Below are 18981 nucleotides of genomic sequence, written 5' to 3'. Positions count from 1 at the left end.
ACTGTTTTTCTTATTTAGTTACCATTTCATCGCAAGTAGCATGTTATATAGAAGGAATCATCTATTTTGAAGTGAAATAATGAAGTAACTAAATAGTTTAGAAGGTGTAATGAAAACAACAAGAAACAGCTTAGTTTTTTTCTTATAGATGAAGTCAGAAAGTAATTTGTTTTGTAGTACAGGGGGGAGAATTTTGATTAAACCATTAATTGAATTTTGTGTAGGTAACCTTGCAAGTGGTTCACAAGCAGCTTTAGAGAAGTTAGAAAAAGATCCGAATTTAGATGTAATGGAGTATGGTTGTTTAGGATATTGTGGCATTTGTTTTGAAGGACCGTTTGCACTTGTAAATGGTGAAGTAGTACAAGGTGCTACAGTAGAAGAACTTGTTAATAATGTATATGAGTATTTGGATGAAAATCCAATGTTTTAAGGTGTTGCAATCGGCAGCACCTTTTTCTTTTTCTATGAGATAAAATCTTCTTTCGCAGGGAGATAATACTGTATATAAATAAAAAAAGGCCCTTTTAGAAGGGCTTTTTCTTACACAATTTGCGCAAGATTGGCTCATCGCCAAATGTTGTCAAATATGAGAAACGGGGGACATTCATATTGTGTTCTAAAAGCGTGCATTTTATACTTGAAATAACAAATTATTTTTGGAGTGAATACAAATGAGCCAATTTTCTTTTACAAAAATGCATGGTCTTGGCAATAGTTATATATATGTAAATATGTTTGAAGAACAAATTCCTGAAGAAGATTTAGCTCTTGTGGTGGAAAAGGTTTCAAATATTAATACTGGTATTGGAGCAGATGGAATGATTTTAATTTGTCCATCTGACGTAGCGCCGGTGAAAATGCGCATGTTTAATAATGATGGATCAGAAGGAAAGAGCTGTGGTAACGGTTTACGCTGCGTAGCGAAATATGCGTATGAGCATAAACTAGTAGAAGATACAGTTTTCACAATTGAAACGTTAGCTGGCATTGTAACGGCGGAAGTAACGGTAGAAGAAGGGAAAGTTACATTAGCGAAAATCGATATGGGAGCACCTCGTTTAACCCGTGCAGAAATACCGATGCTTGGTGAAGGTGAAACACCATTTATTCGTGAAAACTTCTTATACAATAACCATCGTTATGCATTTACAGCTGTTTCAATGGGAAATCCGCATGCAGTTATTTTTGTTGATGATGTAGACCAAGCACCTCTTACAACGCTTGGTCCAGTCCTTGAGACACATGAAATGTTCCCGGAACGAGTAAATGTTGAATTCATCGAAATCTTAAATGAGGAAGAGATGAACTTCCGCGTTTGGGAACGTGGATCTGGTGTAACACAAGCTTGCGGAACAGGGGCGTGTGCTGCAGTTGTAGCCTCTATTTTAAATGGAAAAATGGAACGTGGTAAGGAAATTACAGTTCATTTAGCTGGCGGCGATTTAATGATTGCATGGACAGAAGAAGGAAACGTGTTAATGAAAGGACCAGCAGAAGTAATTTGCCGCGGAGTGTATGAGTACAAGATAGAAGCGTAAAGATGTATAATAGAACGAGAACAGAAAGGATGGTGTATTTCATGATTGAAGTTACAGAACAAGCAGCTTTTCAAATTAAAGATATGTTAAAAGATGCTGAAGATGGAGAGAAGTACGTGCGCCTTGCTGTACACGGCGGCGGATGTAGTGGTCTTTCTTACGGCTTAGGATTTGAAGTAGAACCAAAAGAAGACGACACAGTTCTTGAGTTTTTCGGTGTTGAATTTGTTATCGATAAAGAAAGTGCTCCCATTGTTAAAGGAGTAAAAATTGATTATAAACAATCTATGCTTGGCGGTGGATTCACAATCGACAATCCAAACGCAATCGCATCATGCGGATGTGGATCATCTTTCCGTACAGCGACGAACGCTGGTAAGCCAGAAGAGTGCTAAGTTTTTAGTTGAAATAGAGAAAGACCTTTTTAGCGATGGAGTGCAATCGTTAAGGAGGTCTTTTCTTTTGCCGTAAAAGTCCAATTGGTGACGGCATGAAGGTTTCTAAAGTGAAGAAATAATTATTATCTTACAAAAGTGTAATGTTCGTGTCATGTTTTTGAATTTCTTCTTTAAGCTTTGGGTTTTAAGATAACAATATAAGAAAAAACATATGAGGTGAAGGAAATGAAAAGATATATTGCACTGTTTAGTATTTTAGTTGTATTCGCAAGCCTGTTAGTTGGTTGTGATATTAACCGTATGGGGAAAGATCAGTACTATGTTCAAATCACAGCTGATGGAATTGAAAAAAATGAGAAGTCTGATAGCGGAGAGCCTTACAAATATTTTGAGTATAAATTAAAAGGATTCGATAAAGATGGAAAAGAAAAAGAATTAGAATTCACAGCTCAAAAAAACTTACGTAAAGATGCATTCCTACGCGTATATCATTCAGATAAAAAAGGTGTTTCGGCTTGGGAAGAAGTAAAGAAAGACGAGCTTCCTGCGAAAGTGAAAGAAAAATTAGGTGCAAAATAAGAAAGAAAAAAGGAATTGACGAACAGGGTCAATTCCTTTTTATATTTTCAAAATCATCTTCTGAAATGACTGTAAATCCGTGTCTTTTGAATAAAGCAGTTGTTACCCCGTAACCAGTTTGTTTATTCCCGTTAAATTCTCCCGTGTAAATGGTAGAACTACCACAAGAGGGACTGCGTTCTTTCAAAATAATATATTCTGGATGCAAATTTTTAATTTGTTCTAGCGCTTTATAAGCGCCACTTACGAAAGATTCTGTGACATCTTCACCGTCTTTTGTCATCACTTTCGCTTTTCCATCTAAAACGTCATCGCCATTCCCGCCAATAATCTCAGCTGAAGGACGAGGCGTTGGCAATCCTCCTAATACTTCAGGACAAATGAGGACTGTATCTTCTTGTTGCAGGAGTTCCTCTATTTTTGAAACGAGATTGTCATTTCCATCATATCGACAAGCAATACCACCTAAACAAGCGCTAATTACAATCATATTTTCATCTCCAATAAAAAATATTAATTACCAAGCCAAATTCCCTTCCGGCTCCTTATTTATAAGTGAGGTGATAAAAATGGGAAGCTTATATAACTTAATGAAACCATATAGTGAATTTCGAAGTAAAGAAGAATTTAATACATATCAAAAACAAGTTTTGAAATATTATCGATTTCAATTAAATAAAACGGATGCTACCATTATTCATTTTTTAGGAAAGTATGCAGTGAATGAGAAACAGAAAACAGTAGGAGTTGCTTGTCCGTTAATGGAGACGATTGCGACGAATGTTGGAAAGAGCATTCGTACAGTACGCCGCTCTATTGCAAAGTTAGAGGAATTAGGAATTATAAAGCGTGTCGCAACAAAAGAAAGACATAAGCGCGGCGGGTATAGTGCGAACTTATATGTTTTTCTTATATCTGCAATTGACCGTATGGATGACCGTATGAAAATGTCCGCTTGTAAAAGTGAGGATTATGCAGCTGGCTGTAGTAAAAATGAGCAAAAAAATGAGGGGGAAACAGTTCTTTTTAAAAACTTTCCACAAATAAAAGAGAATAGAAAAGGAACGTACGAGCTTGATGAGACGTATTGCCGTCATGATATACCGAAGCCTTTTATATATGCACTTCTGCCGATGACGAGTAATCCGAAGAAGATTAATATATTTTGGAGTAAGGTGGAGCTTGCTTATAAAAAGAGTGGATTATTAGAGCAAGGTGTTTTACTGGAGCAAATATTAGCTGATGAAGAAGTGTATGGAAATTTCATTTGGCGAGTAAAGAGTGTTGTGAGAGCGTATAAATACGGAGAAATCCGTAAAAATGTGAAGGCTCTTTTATATAGTACAGTGCGGGATTTATTTTTAGAGGTTGGATTAGAATGGGGAGCAGCCGTGAGAAGAAGTAAGGGGATACCGTTATTTGATCCATTTAAAAAGGAGCCATGCGTATAATACATGACTCCAAATAGTTAATCAAACTTTCTTACAACTGGAACGCGAATCGCTACAAATAGTACGAAGACGATAACGGCGATTGCACCGCTCTTCATAACGGTTACGATTGGAATTCCTATTGCAAGTGCGATTGATGTGAATGCATATGAAAGCGGGATAAAGCCCATTGATGATAGCATAAGCAAACTCATTACGCGTCCCATCATTTCTTCTTTTACTGTCGATTGAATCATCGCCATCAGTGGAACGATAGCCATTGCGATTGTAATACCATAAAACATGCCAGCTAATAATGCTTGCCATAGTACAGTGCTAAAGTTGATGGATAAGAAGAAGACACCAGACAGTAGCATCATGATAATGCAAAATAGACCGCGTCTACGATTAATATTTTTTAAACCGACAATGACAGCGCCTATTGCCATTCCGCCGCCTACAGACGCTTCTAAGTAACTAAACTGAAGCGAATCACCGTGCAGAACATTTTTAATGAAAAGCGGGAAACCGACTTGCATCGGACCGATTAAAAATAAGTTTAGAAAGGCGCTACAAATAAGGAAAGTTGAAAGGAATGGAGATTCCTTTACATATAAAATTCCTTCTTTAATAGAAGTGAACATGCTTTTGTCTGTATTTTGCTGCTCTGGCATCGTAAATTGTATTTTTTGAACGAGTATAGCTGCGACAATGAGTAATAAAATTGTAATCGAGAAAATCGTTTCATAGTTCGTAAATTTAATAAGAATGCCGCCAAGTACAGGCCCTAAAATAACCGATGCTTGGTTCGTCATTTGTGTAAGTGAGTTTGCTTGTGTTAAACGGCTTTTTTCGACAAGTTCAGGCAAGATAGATCCATCAGCTGACCAGAAAAAAGCATCAGCAAGTCCAAAGAATAAAGCGAATAAAGCAAATGTATATAGTGTTACATCACCTACGATGAACCATGTAAGGATAGTTGCGACGAGAATAGCACGAACAATATTAGAATAAAACATAATGTTTTTTTTCGGGAATTTATCAGCTACAGCGCCGCCGATAATCATAAAAATAAGCCTTGGAACACTAAGAGCTACGAAAACAACACCGAGTGATGCCTCAAGGTTTAATGTTTTTGCTATGTACCACGTTTGTGAAAAAGTAAAAAAGGCTAAAGCGAAACTTGAAAAAAGAGTAGCTGCCCAAAGAAAAAGGAAATTCGTATTTTTTAATAACGGTTTTCCGCTTCCTTCTAAAGCAGATTTATTTTGTTGTAGTTCCTCCATATTGCTTCCTTTCTATACGACAAATTTAAACTAAAAAACTTGTTAACAATCACTTTATCCCGCGTTAACGGGCAGTAAAACTCCCACCTCAAAATTTGGCTCGAGCAAAGAAGCTAGGTGGGAGACTAACTGCCCGTAAACGTCCGATTGGTTCAACTAATACTCAGTGGTGGGGGATGAATCCCCCCCCACCACTGAGTATAGTTTCACTTTATACAGTTTCTAATATTTCTATACTGCACTTTCTCATTGTAGACAATTATGTTGGATTTGCACAGTGGCTATTTAACGACAAAAAAGAAGATACCATTTGGTATCTTCTTTTTTGTCGTTTAGGCTAATGCAATATAAATATCCAATTGTACGTTAGTTGGATCTAACGCTCTTTCATCATAAAGCTCAAAGTCTGTTGTAAAAGCACGTTTGTTTTCCTTTGACCATTTCCAAATATATTCCCAAGCCTCGCAAACGACTTCAGCAATTGGTCCCTTTCTCGTTGTAAATACCGCATACGTAGCGGCAGGTATTGTTAAAGTTGTCATATTTTCAGGAACGTCTTCTAATGAAGAAACGGGCATGCCAATTGTGTATTTATATGTACCCGTTTCATCTGATTCGTAATTTGAGTAGAAAGCGAATGTTTCTTTCGTTTGTTGATTTGGAATGTGGTGCATGACTTGTTCTTGGAAGTACCGGTTCCAAAGCCCGGGAATTTTCCCTTCAGTAGATGCCTCTTTTTCGTTGGTCGTCGTAATCGAAATGCCGATTGCTTGGAAAGCTTCTTTTTTTACGATGATAGGTTCTTTCATTTTAAAATATCCCCCTTATTATATAGAACGTTTGTTCTTGTTTAATGTAACATATTTTGGAAGGGAACGATAGCGTAATAAAAAAGAACTCCTTCGCATAAAAGGAGTTCTTTTCATTTCTATATTAAAACATACTAGAGCTATGCATCGGTTGAAGCTTTGCGTTTGGATCGAAGTAAGCTTTCGCATTGTTTACCGCTGTTGGTGCTTCACCGAAGCCGCAAGCAATGAGTTTTACTTTTCCTTCATATGTACAAATGTCACCAGCAGCGTAAATGCCAGGAATATTTGTTTCCATTTTCGAGTTCACGAGAATGCTGTTTTTTTGTATATCTAAGCCCCAGTTTTTTATTGGGCCAAGGGAAGAAACGAAGCCGTAGTTTACGATTACATCATCAACATCGATGATAATTTTTTCTTCCGTTTTTACATGCTGAAGAACGACTTGTTCAATTTTGTCATCACCAATGAGTTCTACTGGAACGTATGGTGTGCTTACTTCTGCACGAGAGTTCATTAAGCTTTCTACGCTATGTTCATGCGCGCGGAATTTATCACGGCGATGAACGATTGTAACTTTATCAGCGATCGGCTCTAACATCATTGTCCAGTCAACAGCTGAATCGCCGCCGCCAAATACTACGACGCGCTTACCAGCAAATTTATTCATATCATCAACGAAATAATGTAAGTTTTTCTTTTCATACTTTGCTGTTCCTTCTAATTCTAAGCGGCGTGGTTGGAAAGCACCATTGCCAGCAGTAATAATTACTGATTTAGAATAGTGAGTTTGCTTATTTGTAACAAGTTTAAATATACCGTCAGCTTGTTTCTCAAGCGTATCAACAGCTTCTTCTAAACAAACGGTTGGATCAAATTTCTTCATTTGCTCTTTTAAGTTATCAACTAATTCTTGTGCACGCACTTTCGGGAATCCGGCTACATCATAAATGTATTTTTCAGGGTAGAGCGCGGATAATTGTCCTCCAAGCTGAGGTAAGCTTTCAATAATTTTTACACTTGCTTGTCTCATACCACCATAAAATGCTGTGAATAGTCCTGTTGGCCCACCACCAATAATTGTTATGTCGTAAACTTTTTGATTTTCTGCCACTTTCATTCCCCCTATAGATGGAATTTTGATATTGATTTCATATATTGTTCATATGTACACGAAAATCCTGCAAATGATGACACTTTCAAATAAATGATAGCATATTTGAGTTCATAATACTTCTGAAAACGACTGAATTGTGTGTAAGTTTTCGCATAGATGTTTTTTACATTGTATAAAATATACAGAAAGGAAAATACATGAAAAAAAGGCTGAAAAACCCTTGAAAACGCTATGTTATTTTAAAATATTGATAATTCTCCAGACGCTTGAATTCTGGAATAAAACCGACTAATATAGGGAAGTATTATGTTAAATTTCTATGACAAAATTCGTACGATTTTTTGACTGCGTTTTGTTATGATATAGAATGTGATAAATTCCACATTCTTGACAAATAGAGTTTTTAGTACTTGGTATTATTTTTCATTACTATTATATAAAGAAAAGGGTTGTGATTTGGTGAAGACTCCAAAAATCGTAGTTTTAGGTGCAGGTTATGGCGGGATGATTACGACTGTTCGTCTGCAAAAAGCATTATCTGTAAATGAAGCTGAAATTACGTTAGTAAACAACAACAGCTATCACTACCAAGCGACTTGGTTACACGAGAGCGCAGCTGGTACATTACAAGATGAAAAAATCTGTCTAGATATTCAAGACGTTATTGATACAAATAAAGTGAACTTTGTACAAGATACAGTAGTAGAAATTAAAGCTGCTGAAAAACGCATTATCTTAAAAGACGGCGAGTTAGAATATGACTACTTAGTAATCGGTCTTGGTTTCGAATCAGAAACATTCGGAATTACAGGATTAAAAGAGCACGCATTCTCAATCGCTAACATTAATGCAACTCGTCAAATTCGTGAGCATATGGAAGCTAGCTTCGCTAAATATGCAGATGAAAAGCGCGATGAGTTAGTAACAATCGTTGTTGGTGGTGCTGGATTTACTGGTATCGAGTACGTAGGTGAGCTTGCAAACCGCGTTCCTGAACTTTGTAAACAGTACAATGTACCACGTGAAAAAGCACGTATTATTTGTGTAGAAGCTGCTCCAACAGCACTTCCAGGTTTCGATCCAGCGTTAGTAGAATACGCTGTGAAACAACTTGAGAAAAAAGGTGTAGAATTCCGCATCGGTACAGCAATTAAAGAAGCAACTGAAGAAGGTATTATCGTTGCGAATGGCGATGACACTGAATTAATTAAGTCTGAAACAGTAGTTTGGGCTGCAGGTGTTCGTGGTAACGGTATTGTGGAAGAGTCTGGTTTTGAAGCAATGCGCGGACGTGTAAAAGTTGATGAGTACATGCACGCTCCAGGATACGAAGATGTATTCATGGTTGGTGACGCAGCGTTAATCATTAACGAAGAAATTAACCGTCCATACCCACCAACAGCACAGATCGCAATTCAACAAGGTTACAACATTGCGCACAACTTAACTGTGTTAGTTCGTGGTAAAGGCGAAATGAAGAAATTCGTATTCGACAATAAAGGATCTGTATGTTCTTTAGGTCATGACGATGCAATGGGCGTTGTTATGGGCAAAAAGTTAACAGGTTGGAAAGCTTCCTTCATGAAGAAAGTTATCGATAACCGTTACCTATTCTTATTAGGTGGACCTTTATTAGTTCTTAAAAAAGGTAAATTAAAGTTCTTTTAATATATAGTAGAAAAAGCAGAAACGGCTAAGAGCTGTTTCTGCTTTTTTCATTTTAAAAATATAGTATAATGTATGAAAAGAAAGAATATTCTGTCCGTTCTAATAGAGGAGGGTACTGCATCATGGAGAAGCGAGGAAAAGTATGGTTAGCTGTCAGTGGGCTAGTAGCTACAAAAGATGGCAGGTGGCTATTTGTTAAGAAGAAATACAGTGGATTAAAGGGGAAATGGTCTTTGCCGGCTGGTTTTGTAAATGAAGGTGAGACCGTTGATGAAGCTGTGAAGCGTGAAGTGTTAGAAGAGACAGGTATTGTCGCTCATGTGAAGGGGATCATTGGTGTTAGATCGGGCGTGATTCGCAATGAGATTAGTGATAATATGATTATTTTCCTTTTGGAGCCTGAAGGGGAAGAGATTATTGTACAGGAGAAGGAATTGTCTGAAGTAGCGTTTCTACATCCGGATACGATTGCGGACGATCCAAATACGTCTGTGCTTATTACATATTTGTTAGAAAGACAATCAGAATTACATCTTGAAATGGACAAAACATTAAATCCAGGAGAGCAATTTGGTTATACAGCCTATCACGTATTTACGGCACGTACGAAGGAGAGGGAGAAAGAGTGAGTATACCGGTATTACTTATTTCAATGATGTTATTTTTCATTTTGTTTTTTGGAATTGGATTTTTACTCAACATGATATTGCGAGCGACATGGGTAATGGTTATTGTATATCCGATTGTTTGTATGCTTATTATTAATAAGGCGAGTGTGTGGGATTATTTTTCAAAGCCAAAAGAAACATTCTCTTCATTTGGGACAAGTGTATCGCATTTAGGACAAGCAGATTTGTTTATTTTATCTACTGGATTGGTTGGTGCTGTTTTAGCAGGAATCGTCATTAAGAAACTTCGGAAAAGCGGATATCAAATGTTTTAATCTCCAATGCAATTGGAGATTATTTTTTTGCATATTCTTTCATCGTATAGGGAATGATTAACGATGAAGGAGTGTGGAATATAAAAATGTTAAAACGATATTGTATTCGCATTATGATGACTTGTTTACTTGTATCCGCATTATGCGTAACATGGAATGCTTTCACAGGAGTTTCTTTATTAGAGATTGTAAAGAAATATGAGGGAACGAGTGCAAAAGAAGTACATGCAGCAGAAGTTAAGAGAAATGTTGCTCCGAGTAAAGAAGTGATAAATGCTTTAGAGCAGGCAAATGACTGGTCTAAATATCGTTCAATTGAAATGACTGCAACAGGTTATACATCGGGAATTGAGTCAACTGGTAAGAGGCCGGGACATCCGGAGTATGGTATTACATATTCAGGTGTTAAGGCGAAACGGGATTTATATTCCACAATCGCAGCGGACTTACGCGTATTCCCGATTGGAACAATTTTATTCATACCAGGTTATGGGTATGGTGTAGTAGCTGATAAGGGCGGTGCAATAAAAGGAAACCGTCTTGATTTGTATTATGATACGGTGAAAGATGTTTATAGCCAATGGGGTAAGAAAAAAGTAAATGTGTATATAGTTAAGCTAGGAAATGGTAAGTTTTCAGAAGAAGAGTTAACGATGTTAAATCAAGACGAAACGATGCAAGTGTTTCGTGGTCAATATTTAAAACAAAGATAGTCTAGTGGTAATTACCCTAGACTTTTTTAATTTTATATCGGATGTAACAGAAGTTAGAATTGTCGCATTTTATCGAAAATAAAGTTATAATAAAGATAGAGTAGAGAAATTTAGGGGGTCTGAACATGTTTCACGTACAAAAAGAATTAGGAAGCCATGAAGCGGTGATTGTTGCCTTATTTGAAGAAGAGAAAACGAGTAGTTTTGTACAAGAACTGGACAAAGCGTTTGAAGGACAATTACAAGTTTTATTAGAAGAGAAAGAACTTTCTACGAAGAAGAAAGCTATTTCAAAAGTACATAGTTTAGGAAAAACAAATGTGAAACGCTATTATTTCGTTGGTTTAGGTAAGAAAGAATCTTATACGACTGAAACATTACGTGCAGCTCTTGGTAAGGCATTTAAAACATTGCAAGCAGCAAAAGTACAAGATGCAGCAGTCTTGCTTGATTCTTTCGTAACAGAGAAATTAGACGCGATTGATGTCGCTCATATCGCAGCAGAAGTACAAGGCCTTGGTACATATGAGTTACAAACGTATAAATCAGATAAAAAGGATCGTGTGGAGCTAGAGAAGTTCACGGCTATTACAGCGGAAGATACACAAGAAATTGAAGCCGCATTAACAGTTGGCTACGTACATGGACGTGCAACAAATTCAGCTCGTACACTTGTAAATATGCCGCCAAACGTATTAACAGCGACAAAGCTTGCTGAGTATGCCGTTGAGTTAGCTGAGAAGTATGATATGGATTATAAAGTTCTTGAGAAAGAAGAGATGGAAGAGCTTGGTATGGGTGCGCTACTTGCAGTAAACCAAGGTAGTGTAGAGCCACCAAAAATGATCGCTCTTATTTATAAAGGAAAAGAAGAGTGGACAGATGTTATTGGATTCGTTGGAAAAGGAATCACATACGATACAGGCGGTTATTCTTTAAAACCACGTGAAGGCATGGTCGGTATGAAAGGTGATATGGGCGGTGCGGCTGCTGTATTAGGTGCGATGGAAATTATCGGTGAACTTCGCCCAGAGCAAAATGTGATCGCTGTTATTCCATCAACAGATAACGTTGTAAGTGGTACAGCATTTAAGCCAGACGATGTAATCACATCTATGAGCGGAAAAACAATTGAAGTATTAAATACAGATGCAGAAGGTCGCTTAGCATTAGCTGACGGTATTACGTATGCTAAAAAATTAGGTGCAAACTACCTTATTGATGTTGCGACATTGACAGGTGGAGTAATTGTTGCACTTGGAAATCATACGACAGGTGCAATGACAAACAATGAAGAGTTATTCGAGCAAGTACTAGAGGCATCTATGGAAACAGATGAATCAATTTGGCAATTACCGATTTTTGATCGTGATAAAGAGCGCGTGAGAAACAGTAAGTTTGCTGATTTAAATAACTCACCAGGCCGCGAAGGACATGCGGTTATGGCAGGTACATTCCTAGGTGAATTCGCTGAAGATACACCTTGGGTACACTTAGACATCGCTGGAACATCTGAATCATCAGGAGCGCATGATTTAGGACCAGCTGGAGCGACAGGTGCAATGGTACGTACACTTGCAACGCTTGTTGAACGTTTCGGAGAAGAATAGGATAATAAGAGAAGGCTGTTCCTACATTTTGGAACAGCCTTTTTTATTGATATATGGTGTTACGGTCGATGTAACTTTACTTTATAGAGAAATTGTATATAAAGTCCCGTTTAAAGCAAAGGAAGTGCGGCCCGTTTCTTCAGAGACAACTAAAATAAGTGCATCGCTTTTTTCTGATAAGCCAATTGCAGCTCTGTGACGTGTTCCGAGTTCAGGATCAACTTCTGTACTTTTCGTTAATGGAAGAATATTAGCAGCAGAAACGATATGGTTATTTTTAACGAGAACGGCTCCGTCATGAAGAGGGTTCCCTGGATAAAAAATTGATTCGAGCAGTGGTGCGGTTAAATGAGCATGTAATGTTGTTCCAGTTTGAATACAAGATTCAAGTGGCTCGTTTCGTTCCACAACAATAAGAGCACCATGTTTTCTGGCACTTAAATGTTGAACAGCTGTTGTAATGAACTGTGAGCTTTCTGTATAAGGTGATAAATACGCTTGAATATAGTATGTAGCTGCCAGTGTTTGTACATTTGCTAACATATGATGAATATCTTCCATCTTGCACAAAATACATTCATCTTCTTTATCAATTGCTTGCCTCATAATTGATAATTCTTTTTCAGCAATTTCAATCATTTGCTTTGTTTGTATTTTGAGCTCTTCTGACAAGCCCCATTCTTGCATAATCCTCATTCCCTTTAGTGGAGTATTTAATCATAGTGTATACAAATATTCCTAGTAAAATCCTGTTAGATTGTAAAAAATATTGAGATACAGGTTGTTTTTTTCATATAATAAAGGTATGACAAGCGAGAGGGGATAGAGGTATGAACTGGAAACAAGAATTTAGTCGCTGGCTTTCATATGCAGAGTTAGATGCAGAACTAAAAGAACAGTTAGAAAACATGAAGCAAGATGAGAAAAAAATCGAGGACAGCTTTTATAAAAATCTAGAATTCGGCACAGGTGGTATGCGTGGTGAACTTGGTGCTGGTACGAACCGTCTGAACGTATACACAGTTCGTAAAGCGACACAAGGATTAGCGAAGTTTATTGAAAAGTTAGGTGAAGAAGCGAAGAAGCGTGGTGTTGTTGTAGCGTATGATTCTCGCCATAAATCACCTGAGTTCGCAATGGAAGTTGCTGCTACACTAGGTGCACACGGCATTACAACATATGTGTTTGAAAGCTTACGTCCAACGCCAGTGCTTTCTTTCGCAGTTCGTCATTTACATACAGTGAGTGGAATCGTTCTTACGGCAAGTCATAATCCGCCTGAATATAACGGTTATAAAGTATACGGTGAAGATGGTGGGCAGTTGCCTCCAAAAGAAGCTGATGAATTAATTAGCTACGTAAACGCAGTAGAAGATGAATTAACAGTTGAGGTTGCTGATGTGGAGCAATTAAAAGCTGACGGTTTATTACATATTATTGGACAAGAAGTCGATGATGCATATGCTGCAGAATTGAACAATGTCATTATTAATAAAGAAATGGTACAAAAGGTTGGGAAAGACTTAAAAATCGTCTTCACACCACTACACGGAACATCAAATATTTCTGTACGCCGTGGTTTAGAAGAAGTTGGATTTACAGATGTAACAGTTGTAAAAGAGCAAGAGTTACCAGATCCGAACTTCTCTACAGTAAAATCACCGAACCCAGAAGAGCATGCAGCATTTGAATATGCAATTCGTGACGGTGAGAAGGTAGGCGCAGATGTGTTAATCGCAACGGATCCTGACGCAGACCGCCTTGGTGTAGCAGTTCGTAATCACGATGGTGAGTTCCAAGTATTAACTGGTAACCAAACAGGTGCATTAATGCTTGATTACTTATTATCTCAAAAGAAAGAAAACGGAACACTACCAGAGAACGGTGTTGTATTAAAAACAATCGTAACGTCTGAAATTGGTCGTACAATCGCGAAAGCATACGGTTTAGATACAGTTGATACGTTAACTGGATTTAAATTTATCGGTGAGAAAATTAAACAGTATGAAGAAAGCGGACAATACGAATTCCAATTCGGTTATGAGGAAAGCTATGGTTATTTAATCCGTCCATTCTGCCGTGATAAAGATGCAGTACAATCTGTTCTATTTGCATGTGAAGTAGCTGCATACTACAAATCACAAGGTAAAACGTTATACGATGGTCTATTAGAAGTGTTTGAGAAGTACGGTTTCTTCCGTGAAGATCTTGTATCGTTAACGCTAAAAGGAAAAGATGGAGCGGAACAAATTCAAGAAATGATGGCAACATTCCGTGAAAATCCTCCGAAAGAAGTAGCGGGCTTAACAGTTGTAGCAGTTGAAGACTATAAAGCGAGCATGATTACATCTTTACAAGATGGACATAAAGAAGAGATTCACTTGCCGAAATCAAATGTGTTAAAATATCAATTAGAAGATGGTTCTTGGTTCTGCCTACGTCCATCTGGAACTGAACCGAAGATTAAGTTCTACTTCGGTGTTCAAGATAATTCTTTACAAAATAGTGAACAAAAGTTACTTACTATTAAAGAAGATATTATGAATCGTTTATAATATAAAGTAATTTTAAGTAGTAAGGAACAAAAGGGAGCGAAACCTCCCTTTTGTTTTATGTAGGAAATGATTGCTATGAATTCCGACAGGAGAGAGGGTATTTTGTGATGAAAAAAGTAAGAAAAGCGATAATCCCAGCAGCTGGATTAGGAACACGTTTTTTACCAGCAACGAAAGCGATGCCGAAAGAAATGTTACCGATTGTTGATAAACCAACTATCCAATACATTGTAGAAGAAGCAGTAAAATCAGGAATCGAAGATATTATTATCGTTACTGGTAAAACGAAGCGTTCTATTGAAGATCATTTTGATAATGCATTTGAGTTAGAGCAAAACTTATTAGAAAAGAAAAAGTATGAGTTACTTGAAAAAGTACAGGCTTCTTCAAAAATGGTGGATATTCACTATATTCGTCAAAAAGAACCAAAAGGATTAGGTCATGCTGTTTGGTGTGCGCGTAAATTCATTGGTGATGAGCCATTCGCTGTTTTATTAGGTGATGATATCGTTCAAGCTGAAAAACCATGTTTACGTCAATTAATTGAAGAATATGATAAAACGCTTTCTTCTGTTATTGGTGTACAAACGGTTCCAGAAGATGAAACACACCGTTACGGAATTATCGATCCGTTAGAGCAGGAAGGACGTCGTTACCAAGTTCGCAATTTCGTTGAGAAACCAGCAGCAGGTACAGCACCTTCAAACTTAGCAATTATGGGACGTTACGTTTTAACACCTGAAATCTTCATGTTCTTAGACCAGCAACATATTGGTGCTGGTGGCGAAATTCAGTTAACAGATGCGATTCAAAGCTTAAACGAAATTCAACGTGTATTCGCTTACGACTTCGAAGGAAAGCGCTACGACGTAGGTGAAAAGTTAGGATTTGTTCAAACAACAATCGAAATGGCACTGCAACACCCAGAATTACGTGATGACATGGTTACGATGATGAAGAAAATTTTAGAAGAACAAGCGAATCAAGAGTCTTAATATAAAAAAGGAGTTGTTCCAGTAGGAACAACTCCTTTTTCTTATGAAATCGTCGAATGAGAATGCTGATAAGCGGAACGACGTACAGCATAGTATATACGAGGTGCGATAATAGCACCGATAATGGTAAATGCAATATCTTTTACTGCGAACCACATCATAATCATCCAAGCCGCTTTATAGCTCATATTACCACCCATGAAGAGATTGACTGCTCCGTACATGTAAGTAGTACCGATAATATACGTTAAAATGATTCCTGTGAACGAAGCAATTGCAAATGTACTGAATGTCGGTCGTTCTTTTTGTTCTACTAGTTTTCCTGATACGTAAGCAACGATAATAAATGCAATAATAAAGCCACCAGTAGGATCTAAAAGTGCTCCAAATCCAGCTTTGAAGTTAGCGAAGATTGGCGCACCTGCTACTCCAACAAGCATGTAAACGGTCATTGATAATGCACCAAGTCTACTTCCAAGAAGAAGCCCTGCTAAAATTGCGAAAAATGGTTGCATAGATAGTGGGACGCCCGCTATTTGTAAGAATGGTGCCCAAGATACAATATTTGCACCAATGGCCATAAGAGCAACGAACATGGCAGCTAATGCTAAATCTAAAACATGAAATCTTCTCATAATGTTAACCTCCTGTTGTTTTTAGGTTAACATTATCGTAGCGAAAAGATTTACTTGTTGTCAATTAAAACATTTTGATAAGAAGGCTTCAAATAGTCTCTTAACAACGTATAAGGAATACGAAATTGCGGAATTCCACTTGAATAAGGGGCAATTTCATATAAAGGGAAATAAATGACGAGATTGTCCGGTTCTAAAAAGAAGTGGAACTTTTTCGTGCTCATGACTTTTTCAGATGCATCAGGAAAATAAATACTTTCATTTTGTTTAATTTGTCTTACAATCTCAGCACGAATTACTTCTTTGTATGCATCTTTTTGTTGAAATAAATCGTCTAAGTGTAGTAACTTTTTTTCGTTTAAATCGAATGTGTTTGCCTTCCACGTATAAAGACCATGTGCTCCGCCTGTATATTGATAGTAATTCAAATATAGGCTAAGAAAAGGTGGTTTATTTAAAGAGACTTTATAATCAACATTCGCCACGTACGGATGAAATGGTGTACTTGATCCTTCTGTTTCTTTATAATATTTTTTTGCGTCTTTTTCTAATTTGGTTTTAAATTTGTCAGTAGATTTTTTGTAATAGAAATTGAGCTTATTTTGAAATTTAGAATCGGAAAAGTTATGAAAAGAAGGTCTGTTAATTTGATATTCTATATAAGGTTTCTTACCTTTTTGTGTGACAGTCTGAACATCGATTGTCAGGTTGGATGCTTTGGCTACTAGTGCACAATTTGGTACAATAGTCAGCAAGGAGCACATAAGCAGTAATATACAAAATTTCTGTTTCATTTAGGTGAAACCTCCTTATATAAGTGTTATAAGTAGTTTGAAAATAAATAGGTAAAATTATACATTTTATTAAAGTAAGAGAAGGGGGAAACGATATGGCAAAAACTTTAATGGATTCACTTGGAATTGAGTTGTTAGAGATGACAGAAGATAAGGTGGTTGCTACGATGCCCGTAGATGAGCGTACGCATCAGCCATTTGGATTTTTACATGGTGGTGCTTCTGTTGCGTTGGCGGAAACAGTAGCAAGTGTCGGTTCATACAATTTAATTGATCAAGAAAAATGCATCTGTTTCGGTCTAGAAATTAATGCAAATCATATTCGCTCAAAGAAAGATGGAATTGTAACAGCGATCGGAACACCGATACATAGAGGAAACTCAACGATGGTTTGGGATGTACGTATCATTGATGAGAATGACGATTTATTATGTATTTCAAGATGTACAGTAGCAATTAAAGAAAAACGTGAAAAGTAAAAAAAGAGGCGCTCATTAGAGCAGCCTCTTTTTCTTATAATTAGAACTGGATTTTCTTCTCTAAGAAACCTTTTAGTTCGCTAATTGGCATACGAACTTGTTCCATTGTGTCACGGTCACGTACTGTAACAGCTTTGTCTTCAACAGAGTCGAAGTCGTATGTGATACAGAATGGAGTACCGATTTCGTCTTGACGACGGTAACGTTTACCGATAGAACCAGTCTCGTCAAAGTCTACCATGAAGTCTTTAGCTAGTTCTGCGAATACTTCAGTAGCACCTTCAGATAGCTTTTTAGATAATGGTAAGATTGCTGCTTTATATGGTGCTAAAGCAGGGTGGAAACGAAGAACTGTACGAGAGTCGTTCTCTAATTGCTCTTCTTCATATGCATCACATAAGAATGCTAATGTTACGCGGTCAGCACCTAAAGATGGCTCGATGCAGTATGGTACGTAACGCTCATTCGTTTGTGGATCGATATAGTTAAAGTCTTCGTTAGAGTGTTCCATGTGACGTTTTAAATCGAAGTCTGTACGAGATGCAACGCCCCATAGTTCGCCCCAACCGAATGGGAATTTGAATTCAATGTCAGTTGTCGCGTTACTGTAGTGAGATAATTCCTCTTCACCGTGGTCACGAAGACGCATGCTTTCTTCAGTCATACCAAGTGAAAGTAACCAGTTCTTACAAGTTTCACGCCAGAATGCGAACCACTCTAAATCTTCACCAGGCTTACAGAAGAATTCAAGTTCCATTTGTTCGAATTCACGTGTACGGAATGTGAAGTTACCAGGCGTGATTTCGTTACGGAAGCTCTTACCGATTTGGCCAATACCAAATGGAAGTTTTTTACGCATAGAGCGTTGTACGTTTTTGAAGTTTACGAAAATACCTTGTGCTGTTTCTGGACGAAGGAAGATTTCGTTTGTGCTAGACTCTGTAACACCTTGGAATGTTTTGAACATTAAGTTGAACTGACGGATTTCAGTGAATTCTTCACTACCGCAATCAGGACATTTTACTTCATGTTCTTTCATTAAGTTAGCCATTTGGTCGAAAGTAAGACCATCAACAACCATTTCGATGCCTTTTGCATCTAATGCATCTTCAATTAATTTGTCAGCACGATGACGCGCTTTACATTTTTTACAGTCGATCATTGGATCGTTGAAGTTACCAACGTGACCAGAAGCGATCCAAGTTTTTGGGTTCATTAAAATAGCTGCGTCTAAACCAACGTTGTATGGAGATTCTTGAATGAATTTTTTCCACCAAGCTTTTTTAACGTTATTTTTTAATTCGATTCCAAGTGGACCGTAATCCCAAGTGTTTGCAAGACCACCGTAAATTTCAGAACCAGGGAAAACGAAACCGCGATGTTTCGCTAAGTTTACTACTTGTTCCATTGAATACATAATAAAATCCTC

General features: G+C 37.4%; 21 protein-coding genes. 13 read left to right on the top strand and 8 right to left on the bottom strand.

Annotated features, from left to right (window positions below; genetic code table 11):
* Positions 1–193 precede the first annotated feature (193 nt).
* The 4 genes from PDK19_RS19490 to PDK19_RS19475 all read left to right on the top strand — a co-directional run bounded on the left by PDK19_RS19490 (position 194) and on the right by PDK19_RS19475 (position 2518).
* A complete protein-coding gene (locus PDK19_RS19490) occupies positions 194–433 on the top strand; it encodes a YuzB family protein (protein ID WP_000595026.1) in 240 nt (79 codons plus the stop codon).
* A 241-nt stretch (positions 434–674) separates the two neighbouring features.
* Positions 675–1541, top strand: coding sequence for a diaminopimelate epimerase (gene dapF / locus PDK19_RS19485; protein WP_270707859.1), 867 nt, complete (start codon positions 675–677; stop codon positions 1539–1541).
* 41 nt (positions 1542–1582) lie between these two features.
* Complete coding sequence (locus tag PDK19_RS19480) at positions 1583–1936, top strand: HesB/IscA family protein (RefSeq protein WP_000573822.1); 354 nt, start codon at positions 1583–1585, stop codon at positions 1934–1936.
* A gap of 228 nt (positions 1937–2164) precedes the next feature.
* Positions 2165–2518: a YxeA family protein gene (locus PDK19_RS19475; protein WP_000833137.1), complete on the top strand. Its 354-nt coding sequence runs from the start codon at positions 2165–2167 to the stop codon at positions 2516–2518.
* 28 nt (positions 2519–2546) lie between these two features.
* Here the strand turns inward: PDK19_RS19475 and PDK19_RS19470 are convergent, their stop codons facing one another.
* On the bottom strand, positions 2547–3008 hold the full coding sequence (locus PDK19_RS19470) for a DUF523 domain-containing protein (protein WP_014893440.1): 462 nt from the start codon (positions 3006–3008) through the stop codon (positions 2547–2549).
* A 79-nt stretch (positions 3009–3087) separates the two neighbouring features.
* Here PDK19_RS19470 and PDK19_RS19465 point away from each other — a divergent pair, with 79 nt between their 5' ends.
* Complete coding sequence (locus PDK19_RS19465; RefSeq protein ID WP_000535279.1) at positions 3088–3969, top strand: helix-turn-helix domain-containing protein; 882 nt, start codon at positions 3088–3090, stop codon at positions 3967–3969.
* Positions 3970–3986: 17 nt separating this feature from the next.
* On the opposite strand, the gene PDK19_RS19460 is transcribed toward PDK19_RS19465, so the two are convergent.
* The 3 genes from PDK19_RS19460 to PDK19_RS19450 form a co-directional block, all read right to left on the bottom strand.
* Entirely contained in the window at positions 3987–5234 is a 1248-nt protein-coding gene (locus tag PDK19_RS19460) for an MFS transporter (RefSeq protein ID WP_000391922.1), read from the bottom strand.
* A 332-nt stretch (positions 5235–5566) separates the two neighbouring features.
* Positions 5567–6043 carry a GyrI-like domain-containing protein gene (locus tag PDK19_RS19455; RefSeq protein WP_270707857.1) on the bottom strand — a complete coding sequence of 159 codons (477 nt, stop codon included), beginning with the start codon at positions 6041–6043 and terminating at the stop codon, positions 5567–5569.
* A 124-nt stretch (positions 6044–6167) separates the two neighbouring features.
* Positions 6168–7157: an NAD(P)/FAD-dependent oxidoreductase gene (locus PDK19_RS19450; protein ID WP_000829779.1), complete on the bottom strand. Its 990-nt coding sequence runs from the start codon at positions 7155–7157 to the stop codon at positions 6168–6170.
* A 462-nt stretch (positions 7158–7619) separates the two neighbouring features.
* On the opposite strand from PDK19_RS19450, the gene PDK19_RS19445 reads away from it, so the two are divergent.
* The 5 genes from PDK19_RS19445 to pepA all read left to right on the top strand — a co-directional run bounded on the left by PDK19_RS19445 (position 7620) and on the right by pepA (position 12094).
* Positions 7620–8828 (top strand): NAD(P)/FAD-dependent oxidoreductase, encoded by a 1209-nt coding sequence (locus PDK19_RS19445; protein WP_000856615.1) that lies wholly within the window; start codon positions 7620–7622, stop codon positions 8826–8828.
* Between the two features lie 122 nt (positions 8829–8950).
* Entirely contained in the window at positions 8951–9457 is a 507-nt protein-coding gene (locus PDK19_RS19440; RefSeq protein WP_000415312.1) for an NUDIX hydrolase, read from the top strand.
* The gene (locus PDK19_RS19435) at positions 9454–9771 is read left to right on the top strand and encodes a YuiB family protein (RefSeq protein ID WP_016718797.1); all 318 of its coding nucleotides are present in this window, start codon (positions 9454–9456) and stop codon (positions 9769–9771) included. The genes PDK19_RS19440 and PDK19_RS19435 overlap by 4 nt, the downstream gene beginning before the upstream one ends.
* 86 nt (positions 9772–9857) lie before the next feature.
* Complete coding sequence (locus PDK19_RS19430) at positions 9858–10484, top strand: 3D domain-containing protein (protein ID WP_000920108.1); 627 nt, start codon at positions 9858–9860, stop codon at positions 10482–10484.
* A gap of 125 nt (positions 10485–10609) precedes the next feature.
* Complete coding sequence (gene pepA, locus PDK19_RS19425) at positions 10610–12094, top strand: cytosol aminopeptidase (protein ID WP_074567890.1); 1485 nt, start codon at positions 10610–10612, stop codon at positions 12092–12094.
* 81 nt (positions 12095–12175) lie between these two features.
* Here pepA and cdaS read toward each other — a convergent pair whose 3' ends face one another.
* On the bottom strand, positions 12176–12781 hold the full coding sequence (cdaS, locus tag PDK19_RS19420; protein WP_001158738.1) for a sporulation-specific diadenylate cyclase CdaS: 606 nt from the start codon (positions 12779–12781) through the stop codon (positions 12176–12178).
* A gap of 143 nt (positions 12782–12924) precedes the next feature.
* On the opposite strand from cdaS, the gene PDK19_RS19415 reads away from it, so the two are divergent.
* Together PDK19_RS19415 and galU are read left to right on the top strand one after the other, a co-directional pair.
* Complete coding sequence (locus PDK19_RS19415; protein ID WP_001104185.1) at positions 12925–14649, top strand: phospho-sugar mutase; 1725 nt, start codon at positions 12925–12927, stop codon at positions 14647–14649.
* Between the two features lie 107 nt (positions 14650–14756).
* Positions 14757–15644 (top strand): UTP--glucose-1-phosphate uridylyltransferase GalU, encoded by an 888-nt coding sequence (galU, locus tag PDK19_RS19410; protein ID WP_049111699.1) that lies wholly within the window; start codon positions 14757–14759, stop codon positions 15642–15644.
* A gap of 41 nt (positions 15645–15685) precedes the next feature.
* Here the strand turns inward: galU and PDK19_RS19405 are convergent, their stop codons facing one another.
* Together PDK19_RS19405 and PDK19_RS19400 are read right to left on the bottom strand one after the other, a co-directional pair.
* Positions 15686–16279, bottom strand: a complete 594-nt coding sequence (locus tag PDK19_RS19405) for a biotin transporter BioY (protein WP_016718792.1) — start codon at positions 16277–16279, stop codon at positions 15686–15688.
* 50 nt (positions 16280–16329) lie between these two features.
* Positions 16330–17073: a DUF3298 and DUF4163 domain-containing protein gene (locus PDK19_RS19400; RefSeq protein ID WP_270707850.1), complete on the bottom strand. Its 744-nt coding sequence runs from the start codon at positions 17071–17073 to the stop codon at positions 16330–16332.
* 95 nt (positions 17074–17168) lie between these two features.
* Here PDK19_RS19400 and PDK19_RS19395 point away from each other — a divergent pair, with 95 nt between their 5' ends.
* Positions 17169–17552: a hotdog fold thioesterase gene (locus tag PDK19_RS19395; protein ID WP_001140611.1), complete on the top strand. Its 384-nt coding sequence runs from the start codon at positions 17169–17171 to the stop codon at positions 17550–17552.
* A gap of 40 nt (positions 17553–17592) precedes the next feature.
* On the opposite strand, the gene PDK19_RS19390 is transcribed toward PDK19_RS19395, so the two are convergent.
* On the bottom strand, positions 17593–18969 hold the full coding sequence (locus PDK19_RS19390) for a glycine--tRNA ligase (RefSeq protein ID WP_049111694.1): 1377 nt from the start codon (positions 18967–18969) through the stop codon (positions 17593–17595).
* Positions 18970–18981 lie beyond the last annotated feature (12 nt).

Origin of the sequence: Bacillus cereus group sp. BcHK124, assembly GCF_027712065.1 — a bacterium.
Taxonomy (GTDB): domain Bacteria; phylum Bacillota; class Bacilli; order Bacillales; family Bacillaceae_G; genus Bacillus_A; species Bacillus_A pacificus.
Note: the sequence above shows the minus strand (reverse complement) of the source record. Positions and strands in the feature narration are given on the sequence as shown.

Bases quoted from the DNA above. Each gene is read 5' to 3' on its own strand.
- dapF (WP_270707859.1), top strand. From the start codon at position 675: ATGAGCCAATTTTCTTTTACAAAAATGCATGGTCTTGGCAATAGTTAT.
- PDK19_RS19480 (WP_000573822.1), top strand. From the start codon at position 1,583: ATGATTGAAGTTACAGAACAAGCAGCTTTTCAAATTAAAGATATGTTA.
- PDK19_RS19475 (WP_000833137.1), top strand. From the start codon at position 2,165: ATGAAAAGATATATTGCACTGTTTAGTATTTTAGTTGTATTCGCAAGC.
- PDK19_RS19470 (WP_014893440.1), bottom strand. From the start codon at position 3,008: ATGATTGTAATTAGCGCTTGTTTAGGTGGTATTGCTTGTCGATATGAT.
- PDK19_RS19465 (WP_000535279.1), top strand. From the start codon at position 3,088: ATGGGAAGCTTATATAACTTAATGAAACCATATAGTGAATTTCGAAGT.
- PDK19_RS19460 (WP_000391922.1), bottom strand. From the start codon at position 5,234: ATGGAGGAACTACAACAAAATAAATCTGCTTTAGAAGGAAGCGGAAAA.
- PDK19_RS19455 (WP_270707857.1), bottom strand. From the start codon at position 6,043: ATGAAAGAACCTATCATCGTAAAAAAAGAAGCTTTCCAAGCAATCGGC.
- PDK19_RS19440 (WP_000415312.1), top strand. From the start codon at position 8,951: ATGGAGAAGCGAGGAAAAGTATGGTTAGCTGTCAGTGGGCTAGTAGCT.
- PDK19_RS19430 (WP_000920108.1), top strand. From the start codon at position 9,858: ATGTTAAAACGATATTGTATTCGCATTATGATGACTTGTTTACTTGTA.
- pepA (WP_074567890.1), top strand. From the start codon at position 10,610: ATGTTTCACGTACAAAAAGAATTAGGAAGCCATGAAGCGGTGATTGTT.
- cdaS (WP_001158738.1), bottom strand. From the start codon at position 12,781: ATGCAAGAATGGGGCTTGTCAGAAGAGCTCAAAATACAAACAAAGCAA.
- PDK19_RS19415 (WP_001104185.1), top strand. From the start codon at position 12,925: ATGAACTGGAAACAAGAATTTAGTCGCTGGCTTTCATATGCAGAGTTA.
- galU (WP_049111699.1), top strand. From the start codon at position 14,757: ATGAAAAAAGTAAGAAAAGCGATAATCCCAGCAGCTGGATTAGGAACA.
- PDK19_RS19405 (WP_016718792.1), bottom strand. From the start codon at position 16,279: ATGAGAAGATTTCATGTTTTAGATTTAGCATTAGCTGCCATGTTCGTT.
- PDK19_RS19400 (WP_270707850.1), bottom strand. From the start codon at position 17,073: ATGAAACAGAAATTTTGTATATTACTGCTTATGTGCTCCTTGCTGACT.
- PDK19_RS19395 (WP_001140611.1), top strand. From the start codon at position 17,169: ATGGCAAAAACTTTAATGGATTCACTTGGAATTGAGTTGTTAGAGATG.
- PDK19_RS19390 (WP_049111694.1), bottom strand. From the start codon at position 18,969: ATGTATTCAATGGAACAAGTAGTAAACTTAGCGAAACATCGCGGTTTC.